Raw genomic sequence first — 14,003 nt, forward strand, 5'->3', positions numbered from 1 at the left:
CGCAACGCCGCAATGGGGGCCCACTCGGCCGAGCCCTTCGGGTTGCGTCCAAACGCCCCCGCTACGGCGTTGCGCGCCTTGCCAAGGGAACCACCCTTGACGGCGTCGCGCGCCTTGTAGCGAGCGCGTTTGGACACAACGCGACCCATGAAACGTATGCCAACAGACCCTACACGTATAGGGCCGCGCCAAGGCGCGCCAATACGTGCAGCGCGAAATCTATCAGGGTCTGGCGCCGATGGGCGTGCATTCTCGTAAATGTTTGGGGCATCGGCGTGGCCGGCGGCCCTGTCATCGTGGTGTCACAGCGCCCGCCTAGCCTTGCCGGGACATGAATGACAGCCTTGCTCCCGCCCCTTCCACCCTCCGGGTGCGTTCCATTTTCCTCTCCGACATCCACCTGGGCACGCGCGGCTGCCAGGCCGACGCCCTGCTCGATTTCCTGCGCCAGCACGAGGCCGAACACCTCTTCCTGATCGGCGACATCGTCGACTTCTGGGCGATGAAGCGCGGCATCCACTGGACCGCCGCGCAGAACACCGTGGTGCAGAAGGTGCTGCGCGCCGCGCGCAAGGGCACCCGGGTGGTCTTCGTGCCGGGCAACCACGACGAAGCGCTGCGCGAGTATGCCGGCATCACCTTCGGCGACATCCGCATCGAACACGACTACATCCACCGCACCGCCGACGGCCGGCGCTACCTGCTGCTGCACGGCGACGAATACGATCAGGTCACCCGCTACCACCGCTGGGTGGCGCTGGTCGGCGACGTGGCCTACAACGCGCTGGTGCGCATCAACGGCTGGCTGTCGCGCGTACGCCGGCGGCTCGGCGTGCCCGGCTACTGGTCGCTGGCCGGCTACGCCAAGCGCAAGGTCAAGCGCGCGGTGAACTTCATCTTCGATTTCGAATCCTCGGTGATCCACGGCGCGCGCGAGCGCGGCGTGGATGGGGTGATCTGCGGCCACATCCACTGGGCGGCGATGCGCGAGGTGGATGGCCTGGCCTACGTGAATTGCGGCGACTGGGTGGACAGCTGCACGGCCATCGTCGAACACCCCGATGGCCGCCTGGAACTGATCGAGTGGCGTGGCGCCGCGGCGAGCGCCGCGCCGCTGCCCGGTTAGGGCGTCTTGCGACGTTCGAAGAACGGCAGCAGCGGCACGTAGCTCAGCGCCTGCAGCGCGATCAGTCCGGCGAAGGCGATCGCCAGCGCGCCGGCCATGTCGTGCCCGGCCGCGCCCAGCAGGTCCAGCACCACGCCCAGTCCCCACTGCACGGCAAACGCGCCCATGAAGGCCATCAGGTTGATCGCCGTGCTGACGCGTGCGAACACTTCGCGCGGGAAGTGCATGGACGAGGCCAGGTAGGACTGCGAATTCACCGCCGACAGCGCCCCGAGCAGGAACCACAGGGGCGCGATCGGCCCATACCCGGAGAGGATGCCCAGCTGCACCACCAGCATGCCGGCGAAGCCGACCTGCATCAGATTCACCGGGCGCACCCCGGAACGCGCCAGGCGCGTGCCGAACAGGCCGATGGCCAGTTGCCCGGCCAGCATGCCGAAATTGAGCACCAGCAGTTGAGTGGCCGCGTCGGCCAGGCTCAGGCCATTCACGTTCATCAGCCAGGGCACCGCCCACAGACTCTGCAATGCCATGAAGCCGCCGGTGAAGAACGCCGACGATCCGGCATAGCGCAGGAAGCCCCACGACGCGTAGATGCGCGCCACCGAAAGCAGGGCCTGCCCCAGGGTGTCACGCGGGCCCTGCGCAGTCTCGTCGGGCAGGGCCGCGAAGATCCACAGCGCGATGCCCGCCGCCACCGCCGCGATCAGCCAGAACACCCCGCGCCAGCCCAGCAGCGGCAGCATCGCCTCCACCGGCGCGCTGGCGGTCAGCGCGCCCAGCGCGCCGGCGGCCATGATGAAGCCGGTCATCGAACTCTGCCGCTCGGCCGGATACCACATCGCGAAGCCCTTCAGCGCGCCCATCAGGCAGGCCGACACGCCCAGCCCGATCAAGGCGCGCGCCAGCCCCAGCGACCCCATCGATTCGCCCACCGCGAACGCCGCCGCGCCCAGCGCGGTGAGGATCAGCAGCGCGCCCTCGACGCGGCGCGGGCCATAGCGGTCCAGCGCGATACCGACCGGAATCTGCGCCAGCGCGAAGGACAGGAAATAGGTGCTGGTGAGCAGCCCCAGGTCGGCCGCCGACAGGCCCAGCTCTCCGGTGAGCACCGGCGAGATCACCGCATTGACGGTGCGCAGCAGGTAGGACAGGTAGTAGCCGAGGGCGAAAGGCAGAAAGATTCCCACCCACATCCCCGGACCGCTCGATGGCCGCATGACGCGCTCCCCGACTCGCAAACGGCGCATTCTGCCCCAATTCCATCGTCGGAAGCCGTTTGACCCGCATCAAGGCCGCCGTCCGATCAACTCGGAGAATGGGGCATCCCCGACAGGAATACAGAACAATGAGCACACTCACCGATCTGATGACGCACGATCATCGGCAATGCGACGATGCCTTCGCCAGCGCCGAACGCCATGCCGGACGCGGCGAATGGGAAGCCGCGCGCGGCGCGCTGGAGCTCTTCGCCCGCGCCCTCTGTACCCATTTCGACGCGGAGGAAAGTATTCTCTTCCCGCGCTTCGAGGAAGCCACCAGCATGACCCACGGCCCCACCCAGGTGATGCGCGAGGAGCACCGCGAACTGCGCGCCGCCCTCGGCCGCCTGCAGGATGCGCTGGAGGCGCGCGATGCCGACGAATATGCCGGCGAGGCGGAAACCCTGTTGATCATGATGCAACAACACAACATGAAAGAAGAAAGCATCCTCTACCCGATGTGCGACCGCCGCCTGCACGGCGAGCGCGAAGACCTCGCCCTGGCCCTCGGCCAGCGCCTGGCCGCCGGGGAGCCCGCAGAGGTGGCGCCATGAACGCCCCCGCCAGCCAGCGCGTGGTCGATGCGCGCGGCCTGGAGCCGCCGGAACCGTTCGAACTGGCCATGGAAGCACTCGCCGATCTGCCCAATGGCGAAGTGCTGACCCTGCTGCTCGACCGCGTGCCCTGGCCGCTGCTGCGCATCCTCGAACGCGACGGCCAGCGCCACGAGTACCGCGTCCGCGAGGACGGCGTCGTCGAAGTGCTCATTGGTGGCGCATGAGCGGCGCCCGGCGCACACTCGGCTACGAAGCCACCCCGGCGTTCCACATCCCGCTTTCCTTCTTTCTCGCCGCCACCCTGTTCGGCGTGGGCGCGGGGCTCTTCCTGCTGTTCCACCCGGACGCCCTCGATTCGCGCTGGACGCCCGGGGCGCTCGCGCTCACCCACCTGATCACCGCCGGCTTCATGCTGCTCACCATGCTCGGCGCGCTGCTGCAGATCCTGCCGGTGGTGGCCGGCGCCAGCATCCCGGCGGTCCGTCCGGTGGCCATCGGCGTACACGCACTGGTCAGCACCGGCGCCTGTTCGCTGGCCTGGGGATTCATGGCCGGCAGCCCCGCCGCGCTGCAGGCCGGCGGTGGGCTGCTCGGCGGCGGGCTGCTGCTCTTTCTCGGCGCGGCCGTCCTCGGGCTGCGGCGCAGCGAGGCCAGCCAGACCACCGGGCGCGACCTGCGCATCGCGCTGATCGGCCTCGCGGCCACCGCCGTGCTCGGCATCCTGCTGGTGCTCGTGCTGTCGCGCGGCCTGGCGCTGCCTTTCGCCTTCGGCCCGCTGATCACGCTGCACGTGGCATGGGGCTTGTTGGGCTGGGGCGGCGCGCTGCTGGCGGCAACCAGCTGGGTGGTGATTCCGATGTTCCAGATCACCCCGGAATATCCACGCTGGCTGACGCGCTTCTGGGCGCCGCTGGTGCTCGCCGTGCTGGGCGCGTGGACTGCCTTCGACCTGCTCGGCAACGAACTGCCCGCCTGGGCCGGCTCGATGATCCCGATGGCGCTGACGGCACTGTTCGCGCTGACCACCCTGCACCTGATGCGCCGCACCCGGCGCCCCAACCCGGACGCCAGTTTCCGCACCATGCAACTGGCCATGGCCTGTCTGCTCGGCGGCGCGCTGTGCACGCTGGTCGCCATCCTGCGGGATGAGGCGTTCTGGCCCCTGGCCGCCGGCATCCTGATCCTGCACGGCGGCTTCGTCAGCGCGATCACCGCCATGCTGTACAAGATCGTGCCCTTCCTGGCCTGGCTGCACCTGACCCAGGCGCGCATCAAGGCGCCGCACATGAAGAAGCTGCTGCCGGACCTGCCGATGCGCCGCCAGTTGCGCCTGCACGCCATCACCCTCGCCGCCCTGCTGGGCGCCGCGGTGGTGAACTGGAACGGCGCCACGCGCCTGGCCGGCGCGCTGGTCGCGCTGGAATTCGGCTGGCTGGCCGCCAACCTGCTGGGCACGGTGCAGCGCTGGCGGCTGACCCGCCAGGAAGCCGGCTGAACGCGCCGCCGCTCAAACCCCGCCGTGCAGCGCCACCGGCTCGATGTGCACGCTGCGCTCGCCGTCGGTCACCCACACCTGGCCGTCCTGGATGGTGAATTGCAGGCGCATGCCGCGCGCGGTCAGCGCCGCCAGCGCGGGCGCGGCCTCCGGCGCGATATTGAGCACCGTCAGGCGCTCCTGGCGGGCGAGTTTGTCGCGCACGCCCTGCCACCAGATGTCGGCGGCGCGCCCGTAGCTCAGCACCACCACCTTGCGCGCCCGCCCGCAGGCCTTGCGCACCCATTTCTCGTCGGGCTGGCCCACGTCGATCCAGCACAGGATGTCGCCGGTCAGGTCGCGCAGCCACAGGTCCGGCTCGTCGTCCACGCACAGCCCCTTGCCGCAGGCCAGCCCCTCCTCGGCATGCAGCGCGAAGGCCAGCAGGCGCACCATCATGCGCTCGTCGGTTTCCGACGGATGGCGGGCCAGGGTCAGGTTGTAGGTGCCGTAATGGTTGCGATCCAGATCGGCGATCTGCAGTTCGGCCTTGTAGATGGTTGCCTTGAGGGCCATGCGGTGCTCGGCGGCGCGTTGCGGGGGCGCCATTCTGGCAGGCCAGGGGCGTGCCCGCCAAGGAGCGGATTGCCCGGACACTCCCGGGGAAAGCTTTTCCACCCGCCAGCCCCTATCCGTTCCCGGCGTCGAGGGCCCTGGGCGGCGGCGATTTCGAGCCCGCCGCGCCGGGTGCCGTTCTCCCGGAGAAGTCCGGGCCGGCTGTCCGAGGGCGCGCAGCGCCCGAGTTCCGGCCCGGCCGGGAGAATGGCGCTCGGCGCGGGAACCCGCAGGGCGGGCGCGCATGAGCCGCCGCCCAGGGCCCTCGACGCCCACCACGGACCCAAACCGCTCGACACGCAAGGAGGGTTCAGGCCAACCGCAACACCGCCCCCACGCACACCCCGCTGCCATCCGGCAGATTGCTGGCCGTCAGGCTGCCGCCGTGGAAGGCCGCGATCATGCGCGCCACGTACAGCCCCAGCCCCAGGTGCGGCTCGCCGCTGCCTTCGGCCTTGCGCACCGACACCATGGCCTCGAACAGCCGCCCCTCCAGCGCCGCCGGCAGCAGCGGCCCCTGGTTGATGACCGCCAGCGTGGCGGTGGTGGTCTGGAACTGCAGCACGATGCGGATCGGCGTATCCGGCAGGGCGAAGTCGGCAGCGTTGGCCACCAGCTTGTCGAGCATCTGCGCGGCCAGATCGGGGGCGCCGCGCACCCACACCGGATACGGCGGCAGATCGTCCTCGAAGGCGCGCGTGGGGTGCGCCACGCGATAGCCGCGCACGCATTCGCCGACCACCGCGCGCAGATCGAAGCGCTCGCTCTCGGTGCTGGCCAGCGCCTGCTCCATGCGCGTGGCCTCGCTCATGCGCGCAAGCATGCGCGACAGCCGGTTCAGCCCTTCCTCGGCGCGCGTCATGTAGGTGCGCGCGGACGCCGGCAATTCCTCGGCGTGCAGGTTCTCCAGCGAGGAACGCACCACGGCGATGGGCGTGCGCAATTCATGCGACAGCCGGCTCGCCATGTTTTCCAGATAGGTGTGATGGCCGGCCAGGCGTTCGAGCAGCGCCGAGAAGCTGCGCGACAGATCGCCCACCTCGTCGCCCGCGTTCGAGGCCGTCAGCGGCATGGCGATGCGCCCCTGGCCGTCGATGGCGCTTTCCGCCTCGTCGCGCAGGCGGCGGATGCGCGAGGACAGCCGGGTGGCGAACCACAGCACCGGCAGCGCCACCAGGCACAGCCCGGCCAGGGTGATCAGCAGCAGGCTTTCCAGCGCGCGCTGGCGCAGCGAAACGATGGAACGCGAATCCTCTTCGACCACTACCGCGCCGATCACCCGGTTGCCCTCCCAGATCGGGTGCGCGGCGCTCACCAGCAGCACGCCGCCATCGTGGGTGGCGCGCGTCTGCGCGCCGGCGATGCCCATCAGCGCGTCATGCACCTCGCGCGCGCGCAGCGGGCTCCAGTCCGTGCCGATGGTCTCGCCGGGCGGCGGCAGGATGCGCGCGGCCAGCCTGCGCCACGCCGGCAGCCCTGCGCCCCCGCCTTCCGCCGCCGGCAGGCTGCCGGTGACCGCCAGCACGCGCAGGTCGCGGCTCACCAGGCTGATGCGCGCGCTGCTGCGCTGCACGCCGCGCAGGATGGCGACCACCTCGTCCATGCGGCGCGGCTCCTCCGCCAGCGTGGCGACCGGCGCGCGCAGGGCCTCGACGACCTCCTCGCCGGGCAGCAGGGATTGATCCACGGTGACGCGCGAGGAGCGCGTCCATTGCGGCACGCCGAGCAGTTGCGGGCGTTCGTGCAGGGCGGTGGCCACCGCGCGGGCAGTCGCCAGCACGGCCTGCTGCTGGCTGTCCACCAGAAAGGCCTCCAGCTCGACCAGATAGCGGTAGCCCACCCAGGGCAAGGCCAGCAGCGGCAACGCGAGCAGCGCCAGCTTGAGCCGCAGGCTCACGCGCGGCGTGTTCATTCCGCACTCTTCCAGCGGTAGCCCATGCCGTAGACGCTTTCGATGGCATCGAACTGCGCATCCACCACGGCGAACTTGCGGCGGATGCGCTTGACGTGGGAGGTGATGGTGCCGTCATCGACCAGGCGTGCATCGCGCATCAACTGCTCGCGGCTCTTCACGTGGCCGGGCAGTTGCGCCAGCGTATGCACCATCCAGAACTCGGTGAGCGTCAGATCCACTGCCCGGCCCTGCCAGCTTGCCGCCAGGCGCAGCGTGTCCAGGCGCAGCGCGCCGCGCTCCAGCACGTCCTCGCGCGCGCCCGGTTCGGCCAGCGCCTCGACGCGGCGGAACAGCGCGGCGATGCGCGCCAGCAGGTGCGGCATGGAAACGTCCTTGGTCAGATAGTCGTCCGCGCCCAGGCGCAGGCCGGAGACCACGTCGAAATCGCTGTCGCGCGCGGTCAGGAAGATGATCGGCAGGCGCCTGGACAGCGCGCGCAATTCCGCGCACAGCGTGAAGCCGCCTTCCGGCTCGTCGCCCAGGCCGATGTCGATCACCGCCAGATCGGGCAGGCGCGCGCGGCACGCGGCCAGCGCGCCGGGGCGGTCGGCGTGCGCGCTGACCTCGTAGCCCTGGCGGGCCAGGGCCTCGGCATAGTTGTCGCGGATGGCGGCTTCGTCCTCGACGATGGCGATGCGGCGTCCCATGGGCATTCCTGCGCTTGAATCCGGCGCCGACTATAGCACCGCCGCCGCGTCCGCCTGCCGCTGCAAGAGCCATTTTCTTGCCACATTTCGCCCGCGCGGCGCCCTTTTCTCCCCATGCCGGCGACCTTTTCCCCCGTTGAAATGCACCCACTGACAAACCGTTGGCCGCATCCAGGGAGAAAAACGCCATGAACACCCACCTGCCCGGTTCCGCCCGCCGCTGGCACGATCTGCTGGAAATCGCCGCGCTGGCGGCGCGCATCTTCCTCGGCGGACTGCTGGTCGCCTTCGCGCTCGCCGTGCTGACCCTGCTGTTCGCCGCGCCGTCCTACGCCGGCGAAGGGGACACCGGCCAGGGCACGCTGATCATCCGCCTGCCGGACGGCAACGGCGTGGCGCTGCCGGCGCTGGATACCGAGGTCGCCATCCGTGTGAACGGCCCGCTGGCGCGCACCCGCGTGGTGCAGACCTTCCACAACGCCAGCGATGGCTGGCAGGAAGGCGAATACCTCTTCCCACTGCCCGAAAACGCCGCCGTCGACCGCCTGCGCATGGTGATCGGCGAACACGTCGTCGAGGGTGAAATCCGCGAGCGCGCCGCCGCGCGCGCCGAATTCGAGCAGGCCCGTGCCAGCGGCCGGCGCACGGCGCTGGTCGAACAGCAGCGCCCCAACCTGTTCACCACCCGCGTCGCCAACATCGCCCCGGGGGCGCGCATCTCGGTGGAAATCGAATACCAGCAGACGCTGGAATGGCGCATGAATGAGGACGGCGGCCACTACGGCCTGCGCTTCCCGATGGTCGCCGCGCCGCGTTACATCCCCCTGCCCACCACCGCCGAGGAAATCGCCGACGCCCAGCGCATCACCGCCCCGGTGCGCCACCCGGCGGCAGGCCCGGCGATCAACCCGGTGCGCATGCGCGTGGAACTGGATGCCGGCATGCCGTTGTCCGCGCTGCGCAGCCCTTCCCATGCGCTGCGTGTGGATGCCCCGCACGCCAACCGCCGCGTCGTCGAATTCGCCGATGGCGCGGCCCCGGCCGAACGCGACTTCGTCCTCGAATGGACGCTGGCCGCCGGCCAGGCCCCGCGCGTCGCGCTGTTCGCCGAGCGCGGGCAGGACGTGGACCACGCCCTGCTGATGCTGATGCCCCCGCGCCTGCCCAGCGACGGCCGCCCGCTGGCGCGCGAGGTGGTGTTCGTCATCGACACCTCGGGCTCGATGGCCGGCGCCTCCATCGCCCAGGCGCGCGCCGCCCTCGCGCTCGCCCTGCGCCGCCTGCGCCCGGAAGACCGCTTCAACGTCATCGAATTCAACTCCATCACCCGCGCGCTGTTCGATGCCGCCCGCCCGGCCAGCACGGACAACGTGGAGCACGCCGCGCGCTGGGTGCGCAAGCTGGAGGCCACCGGCGGCACCGAGATGGCCCCCGCGCTGGCCGCCGCGCTGGGTGGCGCGGCCGACCCGGAACGCGTGCGCCAGGTGATCTTCCTCACCGACGGCGCGGTGGGCAACGAGGAAACCCTGTTCCGCCTGATCGAACAGCGCCTGGGCGACGCCCGCCTGTTTCCGGTGGGCATCGGCTCCGCGCCCAACGGCCACTTCATGCGCAAGGCAGCGGCTGCCGGGCGCGGCAGCTTCACCTACATCGGCCGCCTGGACGAAGTGCAGGAACGCATGAGCGCGCTGTTCGAGCGCCTCGAAGCACCCATGCTCAAAGACATCGAACTGGCCTGGCCGGACGGCGCCCAGGCCGACTACTGGCCGCGCAAGGTGCCCGACCTGTACGCCGGCGAACCGCTGGTGGTGGCCGTCGCCCTGCGCCAGGCCAGCGGCACGCTGAAGGTCGGCGGACGCGGTCCGCAGGCCGCCTGGAGCACCGAGGTCGATCTCGGTCGGGCCGCCCCCGGCAGCGGGCTGGGCACCCTGTGGGCGCGCCACAAGATCGACGCCCTGCTCGACCTGCTGCGCAGCGGCACGCCGGAAGACGAGGTGCGCCCGCAGATCGTCGAACTCGCCCTCGCCCATCGCCTGGTCAGCCGCTACACCAGCCTGGTGGCGGTGGACAAGACCCCGGTGCGCCCGGCCGACGCGCCGCTGCAGGGCGGCCAGCTGCCCCTCAACCTGCCCGCCGGCTGGCAGTACGAAAAGGTCTTCGGCCAACTGCCCACCGGCGCCACCGGCGCGCGCATGCACCTGCTGGGCGGCACGCTGACCCTCGCCCTGGGCGCCCTGCTGTTCGCCCTCACCCGCCGCCGCAACGCCTTCGCCTGAATCCCGCTCCCTGAACACACGGAGAACCGCCATGAAAACCACGACAAACTGCCACCACTGCAACGGCCGCGATTTCCTCGGCGTGGAATGCGCCTGGCCCGCTCCCGACTGCCTTGGCGACACGCGCAGGCGCGATGCCGCGCGGCGCCGCACACAGCTGCTGCGCGCCGCGCTGGTGCTCGCGCTGGCCGCCGCGCTGTGGCAGTTCGGCCAGGCCGGCTACATCCACGCCAAGGCCTGGCTGGCCCAGCACCTGATCGCCCAGGCCTGGGCGCAGACCCGCGCCGGCGGCGCGCCCGCGCGCCCCTGGCCGTGGGCGGACACCTGGCCGGTGGCGCGCCTGAGCGCACCCGCGCAGGGCGTGGAGGTGTACGTGCTGGCCGGCGCCGACGGTGCCACGCTGGCCTTCGGCCCCGGCCACATGTACGGCACCGCCGAGCCCGGCGACTTCGGCAACAGCGTGCTGGGCGCGCACCGCGACACCCATTTCGCCTTCCTGCAGTGGCTGGAGGACGGCAGCGAACTGGAACTGGAAACCGCCCATGGCGAGGTGCTGCGCTACTTCGTCACCCACCGCGAGGTGCTCGACCACCGCGACACGCGCCCGCTCGCCCAACCGGACAGCGGCCGCCAGCTCACCCTGGTGACCTGCTGGCCGTTCGACGCGGTGCGCGCGGGCGGTCCGCTGCGCTACGTGGTCACCGCGCAGGCGCGGATCTGAGACCGCCCAGCGCCTCATCCACCGGGCACGGTCGGCCGTACAGCCAGCCCTGCGCCAGTTCCATGCCGCAGCCGGCCAGCGCGGCATGCTGCGCCTCCGTCTCGACGCCCTCGGCCAGCACGCGGCAGCCCAGGGCGTGCAGTTGCGCGGTGGTGGCGCGGATTTCCTCCACCTGGCGGGCCGAACTGCCAGCGTGGCGGATCACCGTGATGCACAACTTTACGATTTCCGGCGCCAGCGCCCGCGCGCTGTCCAGGTCGGCGAAGCCGCAGCCGGTATCGTCCAGCGCCAGCAGCGCGCCCGCGGCGCGCAGGCGCTCGACCGCGCCGGCCAGGGCACCGGCCTGATCCAGCGGCAGGTGTTCGGTTAGTTCGATCACCACGTCGTTGCGCCCATGCAGCGGCAGCGCGTCGACGGCCCGGGCGAGTGCCTCCGGCCCCAGGTTGACGCTGACGAACTGCCCGGCCGGCAGCCGGCCGCGGGTGCGCTCCAGCGCCAGTTCGGCGCACAGCAGTTCCATTTCCAGCGCCTGCCCGGCCGCGTGCGCGGCGTCGAACAGGCGGTCGGGACGCTCCAGCGGCGAGCCGGCCGGCCCGCGGGTGAGCGCTTCGAAGCCAACCACCCGGCGGTCGGCCATGCGCACGATGGGCTGCAGCACGGTGCGCAGCGTGCGCCCGGCCAGTATCTCCGCCACTTCTTCAGCCGCCGGCTCTCCGCCGCTGCTCGCCGCCGCATCCTCCAGCCGGGCGGCGAGCATGGCCTGCGCCCGCGCGCCCCAGGCCGTGTGCGCACCTTCGTCCCACGGCAGCACGACGAGGCGGAAGGCGATCTGCCGCCCGCTGCCGGCGCCGAAGAGCTGCAGCAGCAGTTCATGCGCCAGCCGGCGGGCGGCGACCTCGACGGCCTCGCGGATCTCGTCCGGGTCGCGCGGGAAATCCTCGGACGCCAGCTGGAAGCATCCGCTCCAGCAGCCCCGCGCATCGTCGCGCCGGCGTTCGAGGCGCGCATGGCGGTTCAGCACGCGGTCGGTAAGCGTGTCCAGGCCCTCGCCGAGCCCGGCCAGGGCCTGCTCCATGGCCGCATCGCCGAACAGCGCGCGCAGGCGCGCCGGGTCGTCGAGGCGAAAGGCAAGCAATACGATTCGGTCCTTCATGCGGGCTCCGTCACGCCGGGCTGCCGCCGGCCGAAGCCCCGATCATGCCAGTACGCGCCGAGCCGCCTCAAGCGTACTGAAGCCCCCCCTGGGGGCAGCGAACGCAGTGAGCGTGGGGCCGTTTCATTTCAGCCTGAAGCGTCCGACGTAATCCTTCAGGCGCGCCGAGATGCGTTCCAGCTCTTCGGCCGAGCGCGTGCTGTGCTCCATCGCCCGGCTGGTCTCGCCCGACATCGTGGCGATCTGCTCGACGTTGCCGCTGATCCCGGCCGCCGCCGCGGCCTGCTCGCCGGTGGCACGCGCCACTTCATGCACATGCTCCAGCGAACTGGCTGCCTGGCTGTGGATCTCGCCCAGCATGGCACTGGCCTGATTGGCCAGCGCGAGGCCCTTTTCCACCTGTGGCGCGGCGGTTTCCATGGCGCTGACCGCCTGGCGGGTATCGGCGCGGATCTGTTCGATCATCTGGGCGATCTCGGCGGTAGCCTGGCCGGTGCGCCCGGCCAGCGTGCGCACCTCGTCGGCCACCACGGCGAAGCCGCGCCCGCTCTCGCCGGCCCGCGCGGCCTCGATCGCGGCGTTGAGCGCGAGCAGATTGGTCTGGTCGGCGATCTCGTCGATCGCCCCGGCCACGCTGCCGATCTCCTCGGAGCGTTGCTGCAGGCGGCGGATCATCTCCAGCGAGGACAGCACGGTGGTGGAAATGCGCGCCATCTCGGCCGCCGCGGATTCGACCAGCGCAACGCCTTCCTGCGACAGCGCCGAGGTACGCGCGGAATTGTCCTCGGTACGGCGGGCCACCTGCGAAACGTCGGCAATGCTCGTGGTCATCTGTTCGATGCCGGCCGCCGTGGCCGACGACAGTTCGGCTTGGCGCCGGGCCGCGGCCTGCGCCGCGCGCGAGGCCTCGCCCACGGTATACGCCTTGTCGGACAGCGCCGAGGCCAGTTCGACCATCTCGCGGAACATCGTGGCGAGCTTGTCCTGCATGCCGGCCACCGCGGCCAGCATGCTGCCGGGGCGTGCGGCATCCACCGGCGAGGCCAGGTCGCCCGCCGCGATGCGCGTCACCACGCCGGCCGCCACGTCGGGTTCGCCGCCCAGCGTGGACTTCAGGCCGTGGATGATGCGCCAGGCCACCAGCACGCTGACCGCCAGGGCCACGCCGCACAGCACCACCATCAGCCATGCGAAGCGCTTCGTCGCGGTACGTGCGCTGGCGGTGGCAGCCTGGTTCTTGTCTTCCTGATGGTCGATGAACTGGTTGATGCGCACCAGCCATTCGCTCAGCGCCGGCCCCGCCTCGTCGAGCAGCAGTGTCTGCGCGGTGAACCGCTCGCCGGCGCGGGCCTCGGCCAGCACGCGCCCGACGAGCGGCAGCGCACGCGCCTCGATCTCCTTGATGCCGGCCAGGATGGCACGTTCGGCCCGCTCGCCGTCGGCTTCCGCGGCCAGCAGGCGATCGAGCGCCTCGGCGGACTCTGCGTAGAAACGGCTCAGCCGCTCGATTTCCGCGAGCACCGCGGCAAGCTCCGTCTGGTCGCGGACCAGGGTCGCGTCGCGCAGGGCGATCGCCCGGTCATGCACGCTGCCACGGAAATTGATCGCGTAGCGCTGCTTGACCGCATTGACCTCGGTGATCCGGGTCAGCGTGTCATCGACGAAGTTCACCTCCTGGATCCCGGTGGCCGTCAGACCCACCAACATCGCCAGAACCAGGCCGAAGCCGAGCGCCAGGCGCATTCCCACCGTCATTGAAGAGTTTAACCGATTCATGGTGAAATCATTTCCAATTGCTATGGCCTCGTATCTTACCCGCGCCCTTTTCCCGCGGCGAAAAGTCATTTCCTAAGACTCGGATCGTCTATCACTATCGTCAGTCCACCTCCCCTTCATCGCCCGGAACGGCACATGGAGCCTGACGAAACCCCGCAAAGGCCGTATGCTGTCCGCCCTGCTCCATCGAACCGCCGCCATGCCCCAAGCGACCCTTCGCCAGCGCAAGACTTTCGCCCTCATCCGTGTTCTCGGCGGATTGGCCGCCGCCCTGTACCTTTGCTACGTCGTGGTCGCCAACGTGCTGGCCGGCGCGCGCCTCGAAGGCGCCCTGCTGTATAGCGCGCTGCTCGCATTCGCCGGCTTCGCCTACGCCGCCTGGTATCTGCGCGAGCTGTCGGCGGTCGCGCGCGAGGAGCGCGAAGCCGGCGGCAAGGGTTGA

13 protein-coding genes are annotated in these 14,003 nt (G+C 70.7%); 7 read left to right on the forward strand and 6 right to left on the reverse strand.

The window, feature by feature from the left end; translation table 11 throughout:
* Positions 1–331 precede the first annotated feature (331 nt).
* Positions 332–1,126: a UDP-2,3-diacylglucosamine diphosphatase gene (locus E6C76_RS05565; protein WP_136347260.1), complete on the forward strand. Its 795-nt coding sequence runs from the start codon at positions 332–334 to the stop codon at positions 1,124–1,126.
* Here the strand turns inward: E6C76_RS05565 and E6C76_RS05570 are convergent.
* A complete protein-coding gene (locus tag E6C76_RS05570) occupies positions 1,123–2,322 on the reverse strand; it encodes an MFS transporter (RefSeq protein ID WP_230976183.1) in 1,200 nt (399 codons plus the stop codon). The genes E6C76_RS05565 and E6C76_RS05570 overlap by 4 nt on opposite strands.
* 152 nt (positions 2,323–2,474) lie before the next feature.
* On the opposite strand from E6C76_RS05570, the gene E6C76_RS05575 reads away from it, so the two are divergent.
* Genes E6C76_RS05575 through E6C76_RS05585 form a run of 3 tightly spaced genes read left to right on the forward strand, consistent with a single transcriptional unit; the run spans position 2,475 to position 4,440 of the window.
* On the forward strand, positions 2,475–2,942 hold the full coding sequence (locus tag E6C76_RS05575; RefSeq protein WP_136347262.1) for a hemerythrin domain-containing protein: 468 nt from the start codon (positions 2,475–2,477) through the stop codon (positions 2,940–2,942).
* Positions 2,939–3,169 (forward strand): DUF2249 domain-containing protein, encoded by a 231-nt coding sequence (locus tag E6C76_RS05580; RefSeq protein WP_136347263.1) that lies wholly within the window; start codon positions 2,939–2,941, stop codon positions 3,167–3,169. Before E6C76_RS05575 ends, E6C76_RS05580 begins: the two co-directional genes overlap by 4 nt.
* Positions 3,166–4,440 (forward strand): hypothetical protein, encoded by a 1,275-nt coding sequence (locus E6C76_RS05585; RefSeq protein WP_136347264.1) that lies wholly within the window; start codon positions 3,166–3,168, stop codon positions 4,438–4,440. The genes E6C76_RS05580 and E6C76_RS05585 overlap by 4 nt, the downstream gene beginning before the upstream one ends.
* Positions 4,441–4,452: 12 nt before the next feature.
* Here the strand turns inward: E6C76_RS05585 and E6C76_RS05590 are convergent, their stop codons facing one another.
* From E6C76_RS05590 to pdsR, 3 genes are all read right to left on the reverse strand, one after another.
* Complete coding sequence (locus E6C76_RS05590) at positions 4,453–4,995, reverse strand: YaeQ family protein (protein WP_136347265.1); 543 nt, start codon at positions 4,993–4,995, stop codon at positions 4,453–4,455.
* 349 nt (positions 4,996–5,344) lie between these two features.
* Positions 5,345–6,946 carry an ATP-binding protein gene (locus E6C76_RS05595; RefSeq protein ID WP_136347266.1) on the reverse strand — a complete coding sequence of 534 codons (1,602 nt, stop codon included), beginning with the start codon at positions 6,944–6,946 and terminating at the stop codon, positions 5,345–5,347.
* Positions 6,943–7,635, reverse strand: coding sequence for a proteobacterial dedicated sortase system response regulator (pdsR, locus tag E6C76_RS05600; protein ID WP_136347267.1), 693 nt, complete (start codon positions 7,633–7,635; stop codon positions 6,943–6,945). Before pdsR ends, E6C76_RS05595 begins: the two co-directional genes overlap by 4 nt.
* Positions 7,636–7,823: 188 nt before the next feature.
* On the opposite strand from pdsR, the gene E6C76_RS05605 reads away from it, so the two are divergent.
* Positions 7,824–9,911, forward strand: a complete 2,088-nt coding sequence (locus E6C76_RS05605; protein WP_136347268.1) for a marine proteobacterial sortase target protein — start codon at positions 7,824–7,826, stop codon at positions 9,909–9,911.
* Between the two features lie 31 nt (positions 9,912–9,942).
* Positions 9,943–10,632, forward strand: a complete 690-nt coding sequence (locus tag E6C76_RS05610; RefSeq protein ID WP_136347269.1) for a class GN sortase — start codon at positions 9,943–9,945, stop codon at positions 10,630–10,632.
* Here E6C76_RS05610 and E6C76_RS05615 read toward each other — a convergent pair.
* Positions 10,610–11,785: an EAL domain-containing protein gene (locus E6C76_RS05615; protein WP_136347270.1), complete on the reverse strand. Its 1,176-nt coding sequence runs from the start codon at positions 11,783–11,785 to the stop codon at positions 10,610–10,612. The genes E6C76_RS05610 and E6C76_RS05615 overlap by 23 nt on opposite strands.
* A gap of 123 nt (positions 11,786–11,908) precedes the next feature.
* Positions 11,909–13,540 carry a methyl-accepting chemotaxis protein gene (locus tag E6C76_RS05620; RefSeq protein ID WP_168734253.1) on the reverse strand — a complete coding sequence of 544 codons (1,632 nt, stop codon included), beginning with the start codon at positions 13,538–13,540 and terminating at the stop codon, positions 11,909–11,911.
* A gap of 220 nt (positions 13,541–13,760) precedes the next feature.
* Here E6C76_RS05620 and E6C76_RS05625 point away from each other — a divergent pair, with 220 nt between their 5' ends.
* A complete protein-coding gene (locus E6C76_RS05625; protein ID WP_136347272.1) occupies positions 13,761–14,003 on the forward strand; it encodes a hypothetical protein in 243 nt (80 codons plus the stop codon).

The sequence above is a fragment of the Pseudothauera nasutitermitis genome (assembly GCF_004801295.1).
GTDB lineage: Bacteria > Pseudomonadota > Gammaproteobacteria > Burkholderiales > Rhodocyclaceae > Pseudothauera > Pseudothauera nasutitermitis.